An 18,702-nucleotide genomic window follows, 5' to 3' on the forward strand; every position below is an offset into this window, starting at 1 on the left:
TAGCATAATACCTAAAGTTGCGCTCATAATACCGGCGCCAATCAATACTATATCCGGCCTAGTGCTATCCATAACATTTATTGTTTCTATATTTTCCGAGAAGTAGATGTCTGCAAATTTACTATGCAAAGTTTAGAGTTAAAAAACTTATTCGAATTATATCCATAATTTAGGCATTCTATTTTTATGAAATGTTATAATGTTCGTATAGCGGTACCCAAAATATTCATTGATAAGATCATATCTCTGGCTCATTAGGGAGGGTAAATATCAACTAACCGCTTAAGTAACTAATCTGCTTATATCAACCGTTTGCGCTGCGTCACCGTCTATATAAAACGTATATTTAATGCTTAAAACTGAATAACGATGGTTGCTAAACCTTTCTATAGAAACTTATTTGGGTTAGGTATTTTCTGTTTATTCTCGGTACAGGTATTTTCACAATCGTTTTCATCCGTTCAAAAGATTATTGAGCGGAGATTTCCTGCAATCGAAGGGAAGGTAGTCTTTGAGAAATTAAATATTTCCGGGTTAGATTCCGCTACTTATTTTGTGAAAAATGGCCAGTTGCATATTGCCGCAAGTACCACCAGTGCCGCCTCTTACGCTTTATATGATTACGTGAAAAAGTATTGCCATTCGAGTTTGTCACACACAGGTGATAACGTTCAGATACCCAAAGTATTACCCGCAACGAAAACGAAGATTGGAGTACATGCTGCTTATCCATTGCGTTATGCGCTTAATTATTGTACTTATAATTACACCATGAGTTTCTGGAATTGGCAACAATGGGAGAGAGAATTAGACTGGATGGCACTCAATGGCGTGAATCTGATGCTGGCCCCTATTGGCACAGAGGCTGTATGGCAAAGGACATTAGAGCAATTAAGCTTTAGCGACAAAGAAATACGTGATTTTATTCCCGGTCCGGCATTTAATGCTTGGTGGCAGATGGGTAACTTGGAAGGTTGGGGTGGTCCGGTTTCCGATGCAATGATTAATCATTGGACCTCTTTGCAAAAAAAGATTTTAGCTAGGATGAAAGCCTTGGGAATTGAACCAGTGGTACAAGGTTTTGTTGGTATCGTTCCTTCAGCATTAAAAAGACATTTCCCAGAAGCTGATATTATTAATCAGGGCAATTGGTGTGGTTTTCAACGACCTAATGTATTAGCAGCAAAAGATTCTTTGTTTAAAAAAGTGGCAAATCTTTATTATAAGAACTTCAAATTACTTTATGGTGGTGACTTTAAATATTTAGGTGGAGATTTGTTCCATGAAGGCGGGAAAACGAGTGCTATTAATCTAGCTGAAGAAGGGAAATTGGTTCAACAAAATATGCAGCAAAATTTTCCCGGTGCAACTTGGGTTTTGCAGGGATGGCAAGATAATCCGAAAGCAAAAATGATGACGGAACTAAATCCGAAACTTACATTGATTATTGACTTATTAGGCGATCGAACGGAAACCTGGCTACAAAGAAATCAATATGGAAACTTTCCTTGGATATGGAGCACTATTAGCAACTTTGGTGGCAAAACCACAACTGGCGGTACTCTGCTTCGTGTGCTTACTGAACCTAAAAAGGCGGAGAGAATCTTTGGTAAGAAATGCACTTTACAAGGGACTGGCATTATCCCGGAAGGCATAGAAAATAATGCTATTATTTACCAATGGACACTAGATGGAGCCTGGGAGAAAACAGTTCCATCGATCCAAAATAAATTAGCGGATTTTGTTACATCGCGCTATGGTGAAAATAATAAAGACTTGAATGAAGCTTGGCAATATTTGTTGCAAACAATTTACAATGGTCGTGAACCTGGCATTCAGGGCGGACAAGGTGGTTATGAATCCATTTTTTGTGCAAGGCCCGATACTAATTTTATTGCTACCACATCTTGCTGCGGACCTACACGTCTCTGGTTCGACCCGGAATTACTAGTCCAAGCTGCTTTGCATTTATCGAAGGTTGCCGGCCAGTTCAAAGGTGTAGGATCCTTTCAATATGATTTGGTGGATACGTGGCGACAAGTCATCAATTTAAAAGCACGAGATGTCTATGCATTGCTGATGGAGGCCTATAGGAAAAACGACGTATTGGCTTTTGAAAAAAATAAAGAAAATTTTAATCGATTATTGTTGTTACAGGACAGATGGTTAGGGACGAATGAAAATTTTCGAGTAGGAAAATGGTTGAATGAAGCAAAAAATTTGTTGCCCGACGGAGCGGATAAAAAATTATGTGAACTAAATGCCCGAACACAAATTACTTATTGGGGGCCCAATGACTCACGGACAATGCTGCATGAATACGCTAATAAAGAATGGCAGGGCATCTTAAAAGATTTGTATTACAGGCAGTGGCAACAATTTTTTATGTATGCCGAAGCGAAAATGGAGGGAAAGCGGATTTCCTATCCCGATTTTTTTACAATAGAAAAGAGGTGGAGTGAACTGCAAAATGAATACACCGTTATACCGCAAGGAGATGCAGAAGCGATGTTGCCTCAATTAATAAAACTAAGTGGATATTCTTTTGATTTGGGGAATGAAAAAGAGGTAGATTTTTTTCATGATAAATAGTAAGCATCGGGCGCCGGTATTTACTCAAGGCCTTCAGCCTATTCACCAAAGCCGGTGCTGAGTTGTGAACTATAGGCGTAACGCATTTAAATAAGTTATTGAAAAACAAATATGGTTTTAGTGTAGTATTCTTATATTCCAGACAAAAAAAGTGCAACACAAATGTATTTTTTTCTAAAAAATCTCGATCACGATTTATTAGGTAGTCAATGGAAAGAGGAAGGTAGATGTTGAATTTACCCACAGTATTTTCGTTCACGTTTAGTGCCCAATAACTCGGAAAAGAAAATCGTTACGGTAGGTTTTTTGTTTTTCTTATTGCATCTTAAGAAAAAATGTATGAATTTAATGATACGCCAAACGTATTTGTCCTGCTTCTAATAATTTCTCCATTCAATATATTTACTTTACTCCGTGCATCAATCGTTTGAGTAGCGGTTTGTGCAGTAGCATGACAATTACACCTGCTGCAATAGGTATCAAAGTGAAAATCATAAAGAAATAAGAGAGAGAATGTGCTTTGGTGATTTTGTCGATCATTCCACCCATCGAGCCTGCGGCTTTGTTGCCAATGGCATTTACTAAATACCAGATGCCATACATAATGCCAATCATTCTTGCCGGCACTAATTTGCTTACGTAAGAAAGCCCTACAGGGGATAAAAATAGTTCACCAACAGTATGGAAGAAATAAGCGAGTATTAACCAAATCATACTTGCCTTCAACCCAGATCCGCCTACCACGCCTATGGCTCCATAAGCCAGACAACCGAAGCCAATCCCTAAAAACACTAATCCCATACCGTATTTTACAGCTGCCGGCGGATTAAATTTACTCTCCCATATTTTTGAAATCATTGGTGCTAAAGCAATAATAAAAAATGAATTTAAAATGCCAAACCAAGTAGCCGCAACTTCTGTTGTAGATGCAGAGATTTCCCTCTTCAACATCCAAATAATAATACACCAAATAACAACGAAACTTAAGGCTAAACAAATATTTCCGATGGTAAACTTTTTAAAGGTTTGACTAAATAGTTTATACAAGACGTAGCTGAGTAAACACATGGGTATAATGGTCAGCAGCGTATTCATTATTTTAAATGTAAGCGACCAATCGCCCGTGAGTGTTCGTTGGGTATAGTCTCTGGCGAAAATAGTCATAGAGCCTCCGGCTTGTTCAAAAGCGGCCCAAAAAAAGATCGTAAAGAAAGCAAAAATAGTTACAGCTATGAGTCGATCCCTAGTTACACGGGAGTAGCGGATAAGGCGGATAACAAGTAGAAGGATGAATAGTGCGAGCGCAAGCAAAATAGTAAAACTATCCCCTGACAAATTACCAACAGTAAAGTGTAGTAAATCGTTACCACTTATTTTCGAATAAGGGTCATTGATAATCCATATTAAGCCTAATAAGGAAGAAATTGTAACTAGCACGAGATCAAACTTTGTAAAAGGGACACGCTTATCTCCGTCATCTTCTATTATCTTCTGCTCTTCTGTTTTCGCAATGGGCTTTTTGCCGACTGATCCAAAAATACCTTGGGTAAAATAGAACTGTAGCATGCCGAAAAACATAAAAATGCCGGCTAACCCAAATCCCCAGCTCCAGCTTATTTTTTCTCCAATATATCCGCAAAGCATGATGCCCAAGAACGCACCGGCATTTACACCCATATAATAAATGGTATAAGCTCCATCTTTTTTATCGGCGTGATCTTTATAAATATAAGAAATGATAGAAGTCATATTTGGCTTAAAGAAGCCACTGCCAATGATTAAAAGCGTAATACCTATATAAAGGAAAGTAGGAGTTTCTCCCGCCATACTCGCATGTCCCAGTGTCATTAAAAATGCGCCAATTACCACAGCCCACCTGTATCCTAAGAACTTATCTGCGATATATCCGCCCAGAATAGTCGTTAAATAAGCCAGTGAAGTATAAGTCCCATATAAGGCCAATGCATTAACTTTCGGCCATGCCCAGCCACCATCCATTAATTTGGAGGTGAGGAACAACACAAGTAATGCACGCATGCCATAATAAGAAAACCGCTCCCACATTTCTGTAAAGAACAAAACAAAGAGCCCGGCAGGGTGCCCCATTACTTTAGTTTTAAAGAAATCGTCTTTGGGTTCGGTTGCAATGGTATTCATAAACGACTATGTTATTTTTAATTATAAATTGTACTTTATATTGGTCCTTATAAACTTGACCTAATTTCGGAAGCGATAAAAATATGTATAAAATGATTAGAATACTAACATTTATTCGTATTTTTTAGCAGACTTGACTGGGTGAATGGAAATTGTATCATCTTCTTAACTTTAAATTTCGCAATTTCGCAGAGGAAATATTAAAAAATGGCGGAAGAAATTATCAATAAAATAGCTGCAAGTGGTATTATTACAGTAGACTTGGAAGCCTATTATCCAAAAGAAGGCCTTATGGAATTTGATTTAAAACCATTTCTTTTTATGGAAATGGTTTTGAAAGAGAAAGATTTCAGGCAGCAATTAAAAGAGCACAATTGGCAACAATATGCGCAAAAGGAAGTGGCGATTTTTTGCTCTTCCGACGCCATTATTCCGCGCTGGGCATTTATGTTGATCGCGACTTATTTGCAGCCTATCGCAAATGAAATAATAGTCGGAACAAAGCAAGATTTGATAAATAGACTATTTATTAAGAATATTGATGCTATTGACTTTTCAGCGTTACAGGACAAGCGCGTAGTTATAAAAGGTTGCGGCGATTTAGAAATTTCTGCATTTGCCTATTTAGAAATTACTAAGAAATTATTGCCTTACGCGCAAAGTATTATGTATGGTGAGCCATGTAGCACCGTACCTGTCTTTAAAAGAAAAAATAATTGATTGCTGTTATTTCGCAATTAACTCTTCCATCATTTTTTTGCTTCCGATAAATATGGGACAACGCTCGTGAATATCTTTTGGCTCAATTTCCATAATACGTTTTTCTCCATCGTACGCCTCACCTCCCGATAATTCTGTGAGGAAAGCCATCGGGTTGCATTCGTACATCAACCGTAGTTTGCCATTAGGTTTTTGCTTTCTTGAAGGGTACATAAAGACGCCTCCTTTTAAGAATATACGATGCATATCGGCCACCATGCAACCAGCATTTTTATTGGCGTAGCGACCATCGGCGCCATTTTCTGATTCATTGCAATAGTCTAAATAATTACGCACTTTGTCGCTAACACAGTGATAATATTTGTAATCAAAGGAATATGTTTTTCCATCAATAGGCATTTGCATGCTTGGATTACTTAGATAAAACTCACCCACACTATTATCTAAGGTGAAACCATTTACACTGTGTCTTCGGGTTCCATATACAAACATGGTAGAAGATCCGTATAATACATACCCGGCTGCAAACTGGTTATCTCCTTTTTGTAAAAAATCTTCTTTAGTACAAGGCTTTCCCAACTCGGAAACGCGGCGATAAATACTAAAGATTGTTCCGATTGGCATGTTGACATCCGTATTTGATGAGCCATCCAATGGGTCCATCAATACAACATATTTTGACTGATTGTTTTTTGGATCATCAAATACAATCATGTCATCATTCTCTTCAGACACGACTCCGGCACAATGAATGCCGTGTCTCAACACATTAATAAAGGTATTGTTGGCCAAGGAATCTAATTTTTGTACAGTTTCTCCTTGCACATTTATCGAGCCGTCTTCGCCTAAAATATCGGCGATGGCAGCTTTATTTACTTGAACGTTTACCATTTTAGCTGCGAGCCCTATGCCACGAAGCAAACCCGATAATTCACCTGTAGCTTGTGGATATAAACGCAATTGTTGAATAGTAAATTCGTCTAATGTTATCATAAGTCTTATTTGAATTGATGTAAATATTACGCTATTGAAATTAATTATTTGCGCTAAAATTCTGTCATCACCTTTATCGCGCCGGTTTCCGGTTTGATATATTGTGCAAAATTTTCGGCTAAATTATAAAAAGAAACGATATGCGTAATATAATTTTTCGGATTAATTAAGCCATTCTGCATGGCATTCATTACAAATTCAAAATTCTTTCTTGTCGCATTCCTACTGCTCATTAAAGTAGCTTCCCTTTTATGAAATTCCGGATGAGAAAAGCAGATTTCTTCTTTTTGCAGTCCTACTAAAACATATCGAGCTGTATGCGCCATATATTGAAATGCATTATTAATAGCCTTTTTGTTGCCTGTAGCATCTACCACAACTGTTGGCATATCTCCATTGGTGATTTCTTTCAGACGATTTAGTACATCATCCTTTGCGCCGTTAATAACATGCTCCACGCCTAATTTTTCTTTACAAAATAGTAATCGCTTCTCATTAATGTCTAGAGCGATCACCTTGCCACCGGCAATTCGTGCGAATTCCATTGTGCCCATACCAATTGGGCCTGCGCCAATTACCAGAACATATTCACCTTCCGCCACGTTCGCCCGCTCAATCCCATGCGCGCCTATGGACAAGGGTTCTATTAGTGCCAACTCATCGAGGCTTAATCCACTCCCGTGGACAAGACTGTAAGAAGGGACAAGTAAATATTCCGCCATCGCACCGTCGGTATGTACGCCACAAACCTGGATATTTGAACAGCAATTCGGTCTGCCCGTTTTGCACGCGATACATTTTCCACAATTAAAATAAGGAATGATGGTTACAAGCTCTCCTGGCGTAAACCCTTGCGCATCACCATCCATATACTCAGCCGCCAATTCATGACCCAATATCCTCGGATAAGTAAAATAAGGTTGAGTGCCTTCGAAGGCGTGAAGATCTGTTCCGCAAAGGCCTACCCTTTTTATTTTTAGTAATGAATACCCAGGTTTTAAAGAAGGTTTTTCTTTTTCCTGATATTGTAAATTGCCAGGCGTGTTACAAACTAATACTTTCATAAATCTTAAATTAATTGTGGCAATTTAGTTTATAAATTAGCTGAAGGCGCCGTTTTGGGAATTAAAATTTTCGCAATCGTTACCGGAAGCGACTGTTATTTAATTATGAAAAGGAAAGGAATTCACCAATTTATTTGATTAAATATATATAATAATCGATTTGGAGTACCTTTCAATTTTAAACGCAAAATGGCGTTTGGGTAATTAATCGATGCAAATGAAGGAGGTTAGAAAAATAAAAGCAGACAGCATTTTTGACGGAAGAAAATTTCTGTTCGGCAAAATCCTATACGTCAATGAAGATGGGACTATAATAGGTATTGATGATGATAAGCAGGATGCTCATAATACAAACCTAGAAATATTTCATGGCATTTTAGTTCCGGGATTTATCAATTGTCATTGTCATCTAGAGTTAAGTCATTTAAAAAATGTAATTGAAGAAAAAACAGGTTTGGTTGATTTTCTTATCAAAGTAATGCAGCTGCGTTCCTTTGATAAAGAAGAAATATTATCATCAATTAAACTTGGAGACAAAGAAATGTATGACGAAGGCATTGTCGCAGTTGGAGATATTTGTAATACTACCGACACCGTTTTGCAAAAACGCAGTAGTCATATCCTTTATAGGAATTTTGTAGAAACGATGGGGTTTCTTCCAGGTGTTGCGCAAGTGCGTTTTGATTATAGTTTGAAAAATGTATTTGAAATAATTGCTGCTGAAAATTGCAATACGACCATTGTTGCACATGCGCCTTATTCCGTTTCCAAAGAGTTGTTACAATTGATCAATCGATATGCAGCAGGGAAAATTGTAACCATTCATAATCAGGAAACGGAGGAAGAGAATAAGTTTTTCCAAGAAGGGAAAAGTGAATTCCTTAAACTTTATCAATTTCTCAAAACCGATATTTCTTTTTATCGGCCGACGGGAAAAAACAGTCTACCTAGTTATTTATCTGAGTTGGACCTGCCGTCAAAAATACTGTTAGTTCACAACACGACAACTTCCGAAGAAGATATTTTGTTTGCTGAAAAAAATGCGAAAGAAAATGGGCAGACACTTTTTTGGGTACTCTGTCCTAATGCAAATTTGTATATTGAAAACAGATTACCACAAATCAATTTATTAAGGAAATGTAATTGCAACATTGTTTTGGGGACAGATAGTTTAGCCAGCAATCATCAACTGAATATTTTGGCCGAAATAAAGACTATTCAAAAATATTTTCCCGAAATCTCTTTGGAAGAGATGTTGAGATGGGCTACACTCAATGGCGCGCGGGCATTAGGGTTCAGCGATGGGTTGGGAAGTTTTGAAAAAGGAAAGAAACCTGGCCTTGTTCTGCTTAATAAAGGATTGGAGGAAGTAAAAAGAATCTTTTAGATTAAAAGAGGGCTTTCAGTTTTTCGTCTTCATAATTTGCTATGCAAAAAAGCACATTGTCAAATTGTACGAAATCTTCTGATGGATGAAAAGAAGTAATAGCAATAGCTTTCATTCCACCATTTTTAGCCGCTTCTATACCCTTGGGAGAGTCTTCAAAAACAATACAATCTTCTGGATGAACACCTAGTTTTTCCGCACATTTTAAAAAAACTTCGGGATCGGGTTTACTTGTCGTTACATCTTCTGCGCCGACGACAACAGGAAATAAATTACGCAGTGCTAAACCATCCAAAACATAGTCTACATTGGTTTTTGGGGCAGCAGTGCCAATGGCTAATTTTATTTTTTCTGTTATAGCTTTTTGTAAAAAGGTGTCGAAGCCTTCTATTAATTTTAAATAGGGTCTAAAAGCTTCCTGGTAGGCTAATTCTTTTTGTAGAATAATTTTTTGTAGAGCAGCTTCTTCGAATTTATTAGCGCCAAAAACCCGGTCAAACATTTCCTCTGCTTTGCCATACATCTGTAATTTTGTTTCTTCCAGCGTAAGCCCCGCATTTAAATCGGATAATATTTTGTGCCATGCAATTGTGTGATATTTCATATCGTCAATCATCGTCCCATTCATATCAAAAATAAATGCCTTCGCCGTCATAATTTTATCTTTTATTCTCTAAGACTTCAATTTCTCCGGAAGGTTTTCCGATAATTAAAGTGTTGGTTCTGTTAATAAATAAGCCACATTCAACTACACCTGGAATGTTGTGAATAGTTGTTTGAAGCATTTCCGGATTCTCTATTTTTTTAAAATTACAGTCTAAAATATAATTACCATTATCGGTAATAAACACTTCATTATTTTTTTCGCGGCGTTTAATTTCGCACCCTAATTTTTGTAAATGGTCAAATGTCCTTTGCCAACCAAATTGCACCACTTCGACCGGGAGATGAAACTTGCCCAACGTATCTACGTGTTTTGTTTCGTCGACTATAATAATGTAATGCTTGGTGATGTAGGCAATTATTTTTTCGCGCAAAAGTGCACCACCACCACCTTTGATAAGGTTAAAATATTTGTCTACTTCGTCGGCGCCGTCAATAGTTATGTCGATTTCTTTTATTTCGTCAAAACCGAAAATGGGAATATTTAATTCTTTTGCAAGATTTTCCGATTCTATCGAAGTGGCAATACATTTGAGTTTTAGTCCTTCTTCTTTGACACGTGCACCAATTTTTTGAATAGCAAAATAAGCTGTCGAACCGGTTCCAAGCCCAACGGTCATTTGATCTTTGATAAATGAGGCAGCTTTTTCGCCTGCTATTTGTTTCGGGTTATTCATACTTAAAGATTTACCAAGTGGCCAAAACGGTAACGCCTCCTTGAATTTTTTGATTGAGCTCTACATTTATTTTTACACCGACAGGTAATAAAACATCTACACGACTGCCAAACTTTATAAAGCCAAGTTCATCATTTTGCTTCACCTCACTGCCGACTTCTGCATAGTTGCAAATACGTCTTGCAACCGCCCCGGCGATTTGTTTTACTAATATTTCACCCTTACCTTTTTTGTTCAATACCACACTTTGCCTTTCATTATCGGTCGACGATTTTGGGTGCCAGGCGACTAAATATCTTCCCTTGTGATATTGATTGTATACCACTTTGCCACTGATAGGATAACGGTTTACATGCACGTTGGCCGGACTCATAAAAATGCTCAACTGCAATCTTTTATCCTTAAAATATTCGCTATCTGTTACTTCTTCGATTACTACCAATTTGCCATCTGCCGGAGCGATAATCATATTTTCACCCTTTGTCATTTTTCTTTCCGGAATGCGGAAAAAAGAAGCAGTAAACAGGAAACAAACAATTAATACAAAGAGTATCATTAAATATATCCAGCCAAATTTAGGCATCAGGAAATAATTGGCGAATAAACTTGCTACGGCCACGATAATGGCGGCAATAACGATGGAGGCTGTGCCTTCTTTGTGAATAGTCATAAATTGATTATTGAAGCGCAAAGATAAGTATCCCTATAGAAATAGAAATTTTTAGGTGGATTTAATATAATAGGACCTAAAGTCTTTTAAGAAATATTAAACCAAAACAACACGACCACCCATACAAATGGTGCAGCTAAAATCAGGCTGTCGAAGCGATCGAGAAAGCCGCCGTGTCCGGGCATAAAATTACCGCTGTCTTTTACCCCGGCTAAACGTTTTATTTTACTTTCAAGTAAATCACCCAAGGTTCCTATAACAGCAGCAATCAATGACACGATGATAAATAAGTTCAGTAGATTTTTATTTACTAAAAAATAGCCGATTAAGCTGACGGCTACTACACATAAAATGGACCCGCCAATTGTACCTTCTAATGTTTTGTTGGGAGATATTTTAGAGAAAGGCGTTTTGCCAATCAGGGAACCTACAATGTACTGCATGGTGTCATTTACCCAAACAGAACCCACCAACGTAATTGCTGCAACAAAGCCGATAGGGAAAACTATAAAATGAATGTTCCGCAAATTTATCATAAGTCCCCAACTTAAAGAAATATACAATAACCCTAATGAAGCATATTTGATAATTGCTATTTTATTTTCGTTCTCTTTAAACGTCCCCAAAATAAATTTTATGCCCCCAATGAGCATGATCATTTCACCCAGAAAATAAATATTGAAATTTAATATTTTAAAATCGTGTGGTAAACAATAGATCAGAAAGCCACAGCCTACAAGCTTTGGAAGGCTTGTCGTACGCAGATCCGCTTTGGCATATTCGGGGGAGATAAGTTTTATCAACTTTTCATATTCAATCCAGCAGCCCCAATGAATAATAAAAAATAAGCTATAAAAGCTCCATTGATTTATTAGTAATCCGCAAAGCATTACAATTATAAAAATGAGAGCAGTCAGCGTGCGTGTTCGGAATGTTTTTTTATTTAAGGCCACTTTTATTTAAGATTTAAGTGTTTGGGTTTTGGCGTTTTTGGCAAAAAAGTAAAGTGCAGCAATTAAAACTATTACTCCCATTATTTGTACGTAAATTGGTGTAACATCGTTGGACATATCTTTCAAGTTGACAATTCCATTTTTGCTATTGATGTAAAGAGAAATTAATACTACTGCATTATTAATAAAATGCACGAACATGTTTAGCCAGATATTTTTCCCATAATAATATACATAGCCTAAAATCATCCCTAGAAATAATCTCGGCAGAAAACCAAAATATGACCAATGAATAACGCTAAAGATTATAGAAGTAATTAATATGGCTGGAAATGGTTTGCCTACCCATTTTAATAGGACCTTTTGCAATGCTCCTCGAAACAATAATTCTTCTACAATGGCTGGTAAGGCCGCAATCAATAATAAAGAGACGATAAAATTTCCGGGACTTTTGAAATCGATGATTAAACTCGCCTGATTATTATATTGCTCTTCGGCCGCTTTAAATACGTCTCGCAAATGTTTGGATATGGGAATCCATTCGTTTATCTGTGAAAAAATATCACTTGTCGGCAATGCCGCAAAAGCTATCACTGCAGTAAGTAACCAAAGAGTTGCGGGAGTCGATTTTTTAAATTGAAAATAATTCTTTTGGATGCCAACAATTTTAGCAAACATAAAGGCGGGCAACGCAAAAAAGAAAATATCTTGAATAATGAGTAGCCAAATAGCAAGGGAATGCGGGATTTTTTTTGCATTGGAAAGGTCCGCTAAATGGACACCGCGAGACGACGCAATTACAATTATAGATGCAATAAGCGCTAATGAAAAACCTACGCACAACATTCCAATTAAAATAAGAAACTGCCGATAGCCAGGCATTTCGACTTTTTTATACCAGTTATTTTGTGTATTGCGCTCTTCTATTCTTGTCATAAAAAATAATGAAGTAATTTTGCGACGAAGATACATTCAAATCGACGATTTGAGATTTGTGATGTATGAATTGTATTGAAGATAATTTATAAATGATTTTCCATTGACTAAGATAGGTAATATCACCTTACCAGAATTTCCATTGTTACTCGCCCCTATGGAGGATGTGAGCGATCCGCCATTCCGTTCCGTATGCAAAAGTAATGGTGCCGATTTGATGTATACTGAATTTATCAGTAGTGAAGGGCTCATACGTGATGCTATAAAAAGCCGCCGCAAACTAGATATTTTTGAAGAGGAGCGACCCGTAGGTATTCAAATTTTTGGAGGAGATGAAGAAGCAATGGGAATGAGCGCGGCAATCGTAGAAACTGTAAATCCCGATTTAGTCGATATAAATTTTGGCTGTCCTGTAAAAAAAGTGGTTACCAAAGGTGCCGGTGCTGGTGTGTTGAAAGATGTAGATTTGATGATACGTCTTACGCAATCGGTGATCAAAAACACGAATTTGCCCGTAACTGTAAAAACACGTTTGGGGTGGGATGATGACTCCAAAAATATTGAAGAAGTAGCTGAAAGGCTACAGGATACAGGTATTGCGGCATTGGCTATTCACGGCCGTACCCGTTGCCAAATGTATAAAGGCCTGGCTGATTGGGAATTGATAGGTAAAATTAAAAATAACCCGCGTATACAAATTCCTATTTTTGGCAATGGTGATATTGATTCTCCAGAAAAAGCCTTGGAGTATAAGAATCGCTACGGAGTAGATGGCATTATGATTGGCCGTGCTGCCATTGGTTATCCTTGGATCTTTAACGAGATAAAACATTTTCTACAGACGGGAGAACATTTGTCCCTACCCACTGTACAACAGCGGGTAGCCGTTATTCGTCAGCATCTTAAACAGTCGCTTTCATGGAAGGGTCCTAAAGTTGGCATTTTTGAAATGCGTCGTCATTATACTAACTACCTTAAAGGATTTCCCAATATTAAAGAATTTCGGAGTCGTTTGGTACAATTAAGCACTTACGAAGAAATTGATGAGGTGTTGGAAGAAGTTTTAAAGACCTATGACGGCTTTGTAGCCGAAAAGAACCTGTGGACGTTTGCTGAAGGTGCACCTAATTGTGAGACAGCGAAATAGAGGCCCCGTTGTATGAAAATCGCGACTAATTGATCCTGTAAAAAAGAAAGAAGAATAAATATTGTATTTTCAAATAAATCTTTATTTTTGCAACCTCGAATTTTTGGCGAAAGCGAAAATTCCGGGCCTATAGCTCAGCTGGTTAGAGCACCTGACTCATAATCAGGGGGTCCTTGGTTCAAGCCCGAGTGGGCCCACTTGGTAATCAAGCAGTTACGTTAGTTTGTGACTGCTTTTTTATTTTATGTTCAAACAATGTACAAACATTTTCTTACAATTGCTGAATTTTGATAGAAGAAGTAATCAGAAAAAGTTGGGCGATGGATTCTTTTTTTATCGCATTCATAGCTTTTGGTGGGAACTCGTAAGACAGTTTATACATTTCGGGATTAGTGTCCTGATGAATAAATTGAATGCTGTAGTTATTGTCTTTGTATTTGATCAAATATAATTTTCCGAATTGCACTTCCTCGTTTATTTGTACGGCCTTAATACCAAGTATATCATTTAAAGAGATTTTCGGTAAAATTTCAATTGGGGAATTAATATAATAATCTACGTCATTATCATTAATCCATAAATCAAATTTTGCTTTCGCCACTTCTTTCTTTTTCAAAAATGCAAGAAAATTCTTTATACTCTCAAAATGCAATACGTTTTGTTCTGCAGATAGAAAAGCATCTTCTTCTCTGCGTAAGACATCCTTCTGTAGTAGACCAATTTTATCCAGGTGCTTCGTAATGTATTTAGCCATATTTGGGCTTAATTCGCCTGATGCCAGTGCATCAGCAATAGTTGAATTATTTCTATAAACCAACCTGGATATTTCATCTATCGAATAATTCGTCTTGCTTTGTATCTTTTCGAGTATTGACAGTAACTCCTGCCTAAGCTGCGGATATTCCGGATCGGAAGCATTTTTCCAGCCCAACACTTTTAAAGTTTTTGAACTGTTAAGTCCGGCCATCTTTTTCTCACCGTATTTTTTATTTAATACAGCCTCTAATTCAGTAGGCAATTCCGTCCTATTGTTCTCAATCTGTGAAATAAAAGCCTGTGTACAACCCAGTATTTCCGCCAATTGATACTGGTTTAGCCCCAATCCTTTTCTTACTTTCTTTAGGTTAATCATAACAAATCGTTAAATGATTATAAATAATAAAATAAACATTAATAAACAAACATAATATTTATTATGTTTGCAAATATAAGTAATAATAAACAATAAAATTATGGAACAGGAACTTAATTTATTGGAATTTTTCAAAACGATTTTCAATATGAATGAGAAGTTGGATAAAATTATTCAACAAACGTATTCCCCATCAAAAAAGGAAAACAAGAACGAAGAGGAAAAACCTTTAACCATTGATGAAACATATCCTTTGCTCCGTGTTTCCAGATCGACCCTCTATCGTTATTGCAGTGAGGGAAAGATAAAATTCTACAAAGGCGATAAGCTCATCTATTTTTTCCGTAGGGATATTGATGATTTTCTTCACGGAAGAAATGAGCATGATACGCTCAGATGCCCTATCAGAAAATAAAATAGAAAGTACCCTTTCAAGTACTGCCTTTTTTACGCTAATTAATTTCATTAAAACTGGAAATATGCCACGAAAAGATTACATCCGCGTAGGTACGCATTATTACAAATACATCATTTACCCTTTGTCATCGGGAGATGAAACGGAAAAACTTGTACTATGGAATATAGAAACCATTGTGCGAGACCATGGGAAAAGTTTCGTCGGTCAGATTCCTAAATACGATGGTTTTTGTTTAATGCCCGAACATGTCGAGTACAAGGAATCTTATAAGAACCATCTAAACAAATATGAGCCGATACCCTGCAAGCCAGTTGCAGGCGACTATTCAAAAATCATCGCTTTTTTAAAACATATTTTTCAGGAACAAATCGAAATCGGGTTAGATTATTTGGCGATTTTATATTTGAAACCAATAGAAAAGTTACCTGTATTTTGTTTGGTTTCCAAAGAACGTGGGACAGGCAAGACAACTTTCTTGAATTTGCTCAAACTTATTTTCGGGGGAAACTTCACTTACAATACCAATGAAGATTTTCGCAGCCAGTTCAACAGTCATTGGAGCAGCAAACTAATTGTGGCAGTAGATGAAGTTTTGTTGGATAAAAAAGAAGACAGCGAACGCATCAAAAATTTAAGTACTGCCAAAACGTATAAATCGGAAGCTAAAGGCGTGGACAAACAGGAAGTAGAAATCATCTGCAAGTTTATTCTATGCTCCAACAACGTTGATTCTTTTATCCATGTCGAATTGGGCGAGACCAGATATTGGGTTAGAAAAATTTTGCCCTTTGAAACCGAAAATGAAAACCTGTTGCAGGAAATGAAAATGCAAATTCCTGCCTTTTTGCATTTCCTGAAAGAGCGCGGGATTATAACGCCAAAGACCTCAAGAATGTGGTTTGACTTTAAGTTGTATGAAACCCATGCGCTGAAAAGATTAATCAAAGTCAATCGTAATCGCTTGGAAATGCAGATTGCCAATACCCTTATCGAAATTATGGATTGTTTTGAACTGGAGGAATATTGTTTCTGTATTAAAGATTTGCAAAACAATTTAAACAAGACAAACAAAAGCAACTTTGACCATAGTAGCATTATCCGGATTTTGAAAGACGAGTGGAAATTAGTTCCAAATAAAATTACGAGTACCTACACGACCTACTTATATGCAAGCGACGGCTTTCTGGTGATGAACACCAACAACAAGGGCAGGTTTTACTGTATAAAAAGGGTATGGATGAAAGAAAATTTTGATGATTTGATGACTTAACCCCCTTATCATCAAACTAAAGGATTTATTATCAATAAATAAAAGAATAAAAAGAGTGTCATCAATTAATCATCAATCTGTCATCAAAAAAATGGTTGATGATAAAAACTTAAAATTGCTGATGATAATTGATGATTTGATGACCAGTTGATGACCGCATTAAAACATTGAATATGATTTTGTTACAAAGGAAAATCATCAAATCATCAATTTTTAAGGAAAATAAGTCCCGAGAAATTGCAACACCGTTTTTCGCACCATTCATCGAAAAATAGAAGCATCAAAAAGTAAAGATTATTGAACAATGGCAATGAGTAAAAAATATATCTGCATCGTAAAAGTGAACGAAACAAAATTTGTCCGCTATCATGTAAACAATCTTATATCCTTCGTCTCCTTCTTGGATAAAAGATTTGCAGGCTGGCGTTGGATGAATGTATTTGACTATCGGACGAAGCAGCAACTTGGCAGCTTTTCCAAAAACAATCGTCCGATACACAAATACATTGCAGTCTGATGAAAGGTGCGAAAAACGTGTTTTAATGAGCGAAAAACGGGTTAGCGTTTTATGGCAGGTTAGTTTAACAACTGCCTGCCTTTTTTATTTTTTTGAAGCCATTTATTTTGATTCAACTCACTTGCCTTACAGGGCAAGCGGTGTTGCGATACGGTTGAGCCGTATTCGCAACGCTTGTGAGGGGGGCACCCCCTCAACCCCCGATTGGCATACGCCAATAGAGAAATTGTAAAAGATAATTAAGAAAAGATAAAAGAGTTAGAATATGATTTCAAAAATTTTTAAATCGTCAGGCAGCTTTAAAGATGTGTTGAATTATTTAACACAGAAAGAAAAGAATCATGAGATGATTTTAAGCAACGGTGTAAGGGATTATTCCAAGAGAACAATCCTAAATGATTTTATAATGCAGGCCAAAATGAATCCACGTATCAAAAAAATGGCGCTGCACATGGTGCTAAGCCATCATCCGGGTGATGAAGCAAAAATAAAAGGGAAAGAAAAAGAGATCATCAGCATGTATTTTGAAAAACTGAAAGAAAAAGGCATTGATTTTTATGCTACCCAGTTTATTGTTTGCCGACATAATGACCAGGAGCATATTCATTACCATATCCTAGCCAATTATGTGGCAGATGATTTTAAACGTTTTCCAGACAATCATATCGGTCTTAAATCAAAGAAAATAAGCCAGGAGATCACCAAAGAATACAAACTGACCCTTGCACAAAAATTGATCCTTGAAGAGGATATTTCACAAGAACATAAAATAAGGCATTATGAACAAAAACGTATTGCTGCAAGTAGGTAAAAGAACCCGAAGATTAGAATTGCATTTATCGGAAGAAGAAACGGAAATTATACGTCGCAAAGCTTTTGAAGCAGGCCTTCCGGTGGCTGTTTACCTAAGAGAGTGCGGCCTGCAAAAAACACTTTACTCCCTGCCCTCTGTGGGCGAAAAAGAAAAATTAATGCGGGTAAGGCGTGATCTTGGGGGTATGTGTAACAACCTGAACCAGGTTACCAAACAAATGCACCAGGAGGGATTCGGGCGCAACGCCCTTGAAATCGTTGAACTGATTAATAAAATAGATAAAATTATTTCTGATGGATATTAATGAAATTCTGAAAACGAAATTGGAGCAAACGATTGATTCTTTTAATCAACTCGACAGAGATTTAATTAAGAAAAATATTGCCGCTTCAAACGAAGTTTGTAAAAGGTTGGATAAGGTCAGCAATGACATGCACAATCTAAAGATTCCGGAAGAAGTCAATATCAGTCATATGCACGAACACAAGCATTTGAATGCGGGTGTAAAATTTATGCTGATGGTTCTTATCGCTGTAATGTATCCGTCCCACGAAGTGCATATTGCCCTTTCTAATGCGTGTCTTTAGCTTTG

At 37.0% G+C, this 18,702-nt stretch carries 20 protein-coding genes and 1 tRNA gene; 12 read left to right on the forward strand and 9 right to left on the reverse strand.

The annotated features are described in order from the left end of the window. The first annotated feature begins 369 nt into the window (after positions 1-369). Positions 370-2,592, forward strand: coding sequence for an alpha-N-acetylglucosaminidase (locus tag ACQR30_RS01320; RefSeq protein ID WP_429730167.1), 2,223 nt, complete (start codon positions 370-372; stop codon positions 2,590-2,592). Positions 2,593-2,994: 402 nt separating this feature from the next. Here ACQR30_RS01320 and ACQR30_RS01325 read toward each other — a convergent pair whose 3' ends face one another. Continuing rightward, positions 2,995-4,749 (reverse strand): peptide MFS transporter, encoded by a 1,755-nt coding sequence (locus ACQR30_RS01325; protein WP_429730170.1) that lies wholly within the window; start codon positions 4,747-4,749, stop codon positions 2,995-2,997. A 207-nt stretch (positions 4,750-4,956) separates the two neighbouring features. Between ACQR30_RS01325 and ACQR30_RS01330 the strand changes: the two genes are divergently transcribed. Beyond that, entirely contained in the window at positions 4,957-5,469 is a 513-nt protein-coding gene (locus ACQR30_RS01330; protein ID WP_429730173.1) for a DUF2480 family protein, read from the forward strand. Between the two features lie 6 nt (positions 5,470-5,475). On the opposite strand, the gene fbp is transcribed toward ACQR30_RS01330, so the two are convergent. Both fbp and ACQR30_RS01340 read right to left on the reverse strand, forming a co-directional pair. After that, complete coding sequence (gene fbp, locus ACQR30_RS01335; RefSeq protein ID WP_429730175.1) at positions 5,476-6,462, reverse strand: class 1 fructose-bisphosphatase; 987 nt, start codon at positions 6,460-6,462, stop codon at positions 5,476-5,478. A gap of 53 nt (positions 6,463-6,515) precedes the next feature. Then, positions 6,516-7,526 carry a zinc-binding alcohol dehydrogenase family protein gene (locus ACQR30_RS01340; protein ID WP_429730178.1) on the reverse strand — a complete coding sequence of 337 codons (1,011 nt, stop codon included), beginning with the start codon at positions 7,524-7,526 and terminating at the stop codon, positions 6,516-6,518. Positions 7,527-7,743: 217 nt separating this feature from the next. Here ACQR30_RS01340 and ACQR30_RS01345 point away from each other — a divergent pair, with 217 nt between their 5' ends. Next, complete coding sequence (locus tag ACQR30_RS01345; protein WP_429730180.1) at positions 7,744-8,913, forward strand: amidohydrolase family protein; 1,170 nt, start codon at positions 7,744-7,746, stop codon at positions 8,911-8,913. 1 nt (position 8,914) lies between these two features. Here ACQR30_RS01345 and ACQR30_RS01350 read toward each other — a convergent pair whose 3' ends face one another. The 5 genes from ACQR30_RS01350 to ACQR30_RS01370 form a co-directional block, all read right to left on the reverse strand. Then, the gene (locus ACQR30_RS01350; RefSeq protein WP_429730183.1) at positions 8,915-9,568 is read right to left on the reverse strand and encodes an HAD family hydrolase; all 654 of its coding nucleotides are present in this window, start codon (positions 9,566-9,568) and stop codon (positions 8,915-8,917) included. A gap of 4 nt (positions 9,569-9,572) precedes the next feature. Continuing rightward, positions 9,573-10,253, reverse strand: coding sequence for a ribose-5-phosphate isomerase RpiA (gene rpiA / locus ACQR30_RS01355; RefSeq protein WP_429730186.1), 681 nt, complete (start codon positions 10,251-10,253; stop codon positions 9,573-9,575). Between the two features lie 10 nt (positions 10,254-10,263). Beyond that, complete coding sequence (locus ACQR30_RS01360; RefSeq protein WP_429730189.1) at positions 10,264-10,923, reverse strand: phosphatidylserine decarboxylase family protein; 660 nt, start codon at positions 10,921-10,923, stop codon at positions 10,264-10,266. A gap of 86 nt (positions 10,924-11,009) precedes the next feature. Further along, positions 11,010-11,876, reverse strand: a complete 867-nt coding sequence (locus ACQR30_RS01365; protein WP_429730192.1) for a phosphatidate cytidylyltransferase — start codon at positions 11,874-11,876, stop codon at positions 11,010-11,012. Positions 11,877-11,882: 6 nt separating this feature from the next. Beyond that, entirely contained in the window at positions 11,883-12,812 is a 930-nt protein-coding gene (locus ACQR30_RS01370; RefSeq protein WP_429730195.1) for a CPBP family intramembrane glutamic endopeptidase, read from the reverse strand. A 103-nt stretch (positions 12,813-12,915) separates the two neighbouring features. Between ACQR30_RS01370 and dusB the strand changes: the two genes are divergently transcribed. Next, positions 12,916-13,959, forward strand: coding sequence for a tRNA dihydrouridine synthase DusB (gene dusB, locus ACQR30_RS01375; RefSeq protein ID WP_429730197.1), 1,044 nt, complete (start codon positions 12,916-12,918; stop codon positions 13,957-13,959). A gap of 123 nt (positions 13,960-14,082) precedes the next feature. After that, a tRNA-Ile gene (locus tag ACQR30_RS01380) sits at positions 14,083-14,156 on the forward strand. Positions 14,157-14,230: 74 nt separating this feature from the next. Here the strand turns inward: ACQR30_RS01380 and ACQR30_RS01385 are convergent. Beyond that, positions 14,231-15,091 carry a helix-turn-helix domain-containing protein gene (locus ACQR30_RS01385; RefSeq protein ID WP_429730200.1) on the reverse strand — a complete coding sequence of 287 codons (861 nt, stop codon included), beginning with the start codon at positions 15,089-15,091 and terminating at the stop codon, positions 14,231-14,233. Between the two features lie 100 nt (positions 15,092-15,191). On the opposite strand from ACQR30_RS01385, the gene ACQR30_RS01390 reads away from it, so the two are divergent. From ACQR30_RS01390 to ACQR30_RS01420, 7 genes are all read left to right on the forward strand, one after another. Continuing rightward, on the forward strand, positions 15,192-15,506 hold the full coding sequence (locus ACQR30_RS01390; RefSeq protein WP_429730202.1) for a helix-turn-helix domain-containing protein: 315 nt from the start codon (positions 15,192-15,194) through the stop codon (positions 15,504-15,506). Positions 15,507-15,570: 64 nt separating this feature from the next. Continuing rightward, on the forward strand, positions 15,571-16,779 hold the full coding sequence (locus ACQR30_RS01395; RefSeq protein ID WP_429730205.1) for a primase-helicase family protein: 1,209 nt from the start codon (positions 15,571-15,573) through the stop codon (positions 16,777-16,779). A 310-nt stretch (positions 16,780-17,089) separates the two neighbouring features. Beyond that, on the forward strand, positions 17,090-17,296 hold the full coding sequence (locus tag ACQR30_RS01400; protein WP_429730207.1) for a hypothetical protein: 207 nt from the start codon (positions 17,090-17,092) through the stop codon (positions 17,294-17,296). Between the two features lie 25 nt (positions 17,297-17,321). After that, positions 17,322-17,528 carry a hypothetical protein gene (locus ACQR30_RS01405; protein ID WP_429730210.1) on the forward strand — a complete coding sequence of 69 codons (207 nt, stop codon included), beginning with the start codon at positions 17,322-17,324 and terminating at the stop codon, positions 17,526-17,528. Positions 17,529-17,561: 33 nt separating this feature from the next. After that, complete coding sequence (locus ACQR30_RS01410) at positions 17,562-18,107, forward strand: relaxase/mobilization nuclease domain-containing protein (protein WP_429730213.1); 546 nt, start codon at positions 17,562-17,564, stop codon at positions 18,105-18,107. After that, complete coding sequence (locus ACQR30_RS01415; RefSeq protein WP_429730216.1) at positions 18,076-18,414, forward strand: plasmid mobilization protein; 339 nt, start codon at positions 18,076-18,078, stop codon at positions 18,412-18,414. Before ACQR30_RS01410 ends, ACQR30_RS01415 begins: the two co-directional genes overlap by 32 nt. Continuing rightward, positions 18,404-18,697 carry a hypothetical protein gene (locus tag ACQR30_RS01420; protein WP_429730219.1) on the forward strand — a complete coding sequence of 98 codons (294 nt, stop codon included), beginning with the start codon at positions 18,404-18,406 and terminating at the stop codon, positions 18,695-18,697. Before ACQR30_RS01415 ends, ACQR30_RS01420 begins: the two co-directional genes overlap by 11 nt. Positions 18,698-18,702: the final 5 nt, after the last annotated feature.

This window comes from Arachidicoccus sp. (assembly GCF_050436765.1).
Lineage (GTDB): Bacteria > Bacteroidota > Bacteroidia > Chitinophagales > Chitinophagaceae > Arachidicoccus.

Bases quoted from the DNA above. Each gene is read 5' to 3' on its own strand.
- ACQR30_RS01320 (WP_429730167.1), top strand. From the start codon at position 370: ATGGTTGCTAAACCTTTCTATAGAAACTTATTTGGGTTAGGTATTTTC.
- ACQR30_RS01325 (WP_429730170.1), bottom strand. From the start codon at position 4,749: ATGAATACCATTGCAACCGAACCCAAAGACGATTTCTTTAAAACTAAA.
- ACQR30_RS01330 (WP_429730173.1), top strand. From the start codon at position 4,957: ATGGCGGAAGAAATTATCAATAAAATAGCTGCAAGTGGTATTATTACA.
- fbp (WP_429730175.1), bottom strand. From the start codon at position 6,462: ATGATAACATTAGACGAATTTACTATTCAACAATTGCGTTTATATCCA.
- ACQR30_RS01340 (WP_429730178.1), bottom strand. From the start codon at position 7,526: ATGAAAGTATTAGTTTGTAACACGCCTGGCAATTTACAATATCAGGAA.
- ACQR30_RS01345 (WP_429730180.1), top strand. From the start codon at position 7,744: ATGAAGGAGGTTAGAAAAATAAAAGCAGACAGCATTTTTGACGGAAGA.
- ACQR30_RS01350 (WP_429730183.1), bottom strand. From the start codon at position 9,568: ATGACGGCGAAGGCATTTATTTTTGATATGAATGGGACGATGATTGAC.
- rpiA (WP_429730186.1), bottom strand. From the start codon at position 10,253: ATGAATAACCCGAAACAAATAGCAGGCGAAAAAGCTGCCTCATTTATC.
- ACQR30_RS01360 (WP_429730189.1), bottom strand. From the start codon at position 10,923: ATGACTATTCACAAAGAAGGCACAGCCTCCATCGTTATTGCCGCCATT.
- ACQR30_RS01370 (WP_429730195.1), bottom strand. From the start codon at position 12,812: ATGACAAGAATAGAAGAGCGCAATACACAAAATAACTGGTATAAAAAA.
- ACQR30_RS01385 (WP_429730200.1), bottom strand. From the start codon at position 15,091: ATGATTAACCTAAAGAAAGTAAGAAAAGGATTGGGGCTAAACCAGTAT.
- ACQR30_RS01390 (WP_429730202.1), top strand. From the start codon at position 15,192: ATGGAACAGGAACTTAATTTATTGGAATTTTTCAAAACGATTTTCAAT.
- ACQR30_RS01395 (WP_429730205.1), top strand. From the start codon at position 15,571: ATGCCACGAAAAGATTACATCCGCGTAGGTACGCATTATTACAAATAC.
- ACQR30_RS01400 (WP_429730207.1), top strand. From the start codon at position 17,090: ATGAGTAAAAAATATATCTGCATCGTAAAAGTGAACGAAACAAAATTT.
- ACQR30_RS01405 (WP_429730210.1), top strand. From the start codon at position 17,322: ATGAGCGAAAAACGGGTTAGCGTTTTATGGCAGGTTAGTTTAACAACT.
- ACQR30_RS01410 (WP_429730213.1), top strand. From the start codon at position 17,562: ATGATTTCAAAAATTTTTAAATCGTCAGGCAGCTTTAAAGATGTGTTG.
- ACQR30_RS01415 (WP_429730216.1), top strand. From the start codon at position 18,076: ATGAACAAAAACGTATTGCTGCAAGTAGGTAAAAGAACCCGAAGATTA.
- ACQR30_RS01420 (WP_429730219.1), top strand. From the start codon at position 18,404: ATGGATATTAATGAAATTCTGAAAACGAAATTGGAGCAAACGATTGAT.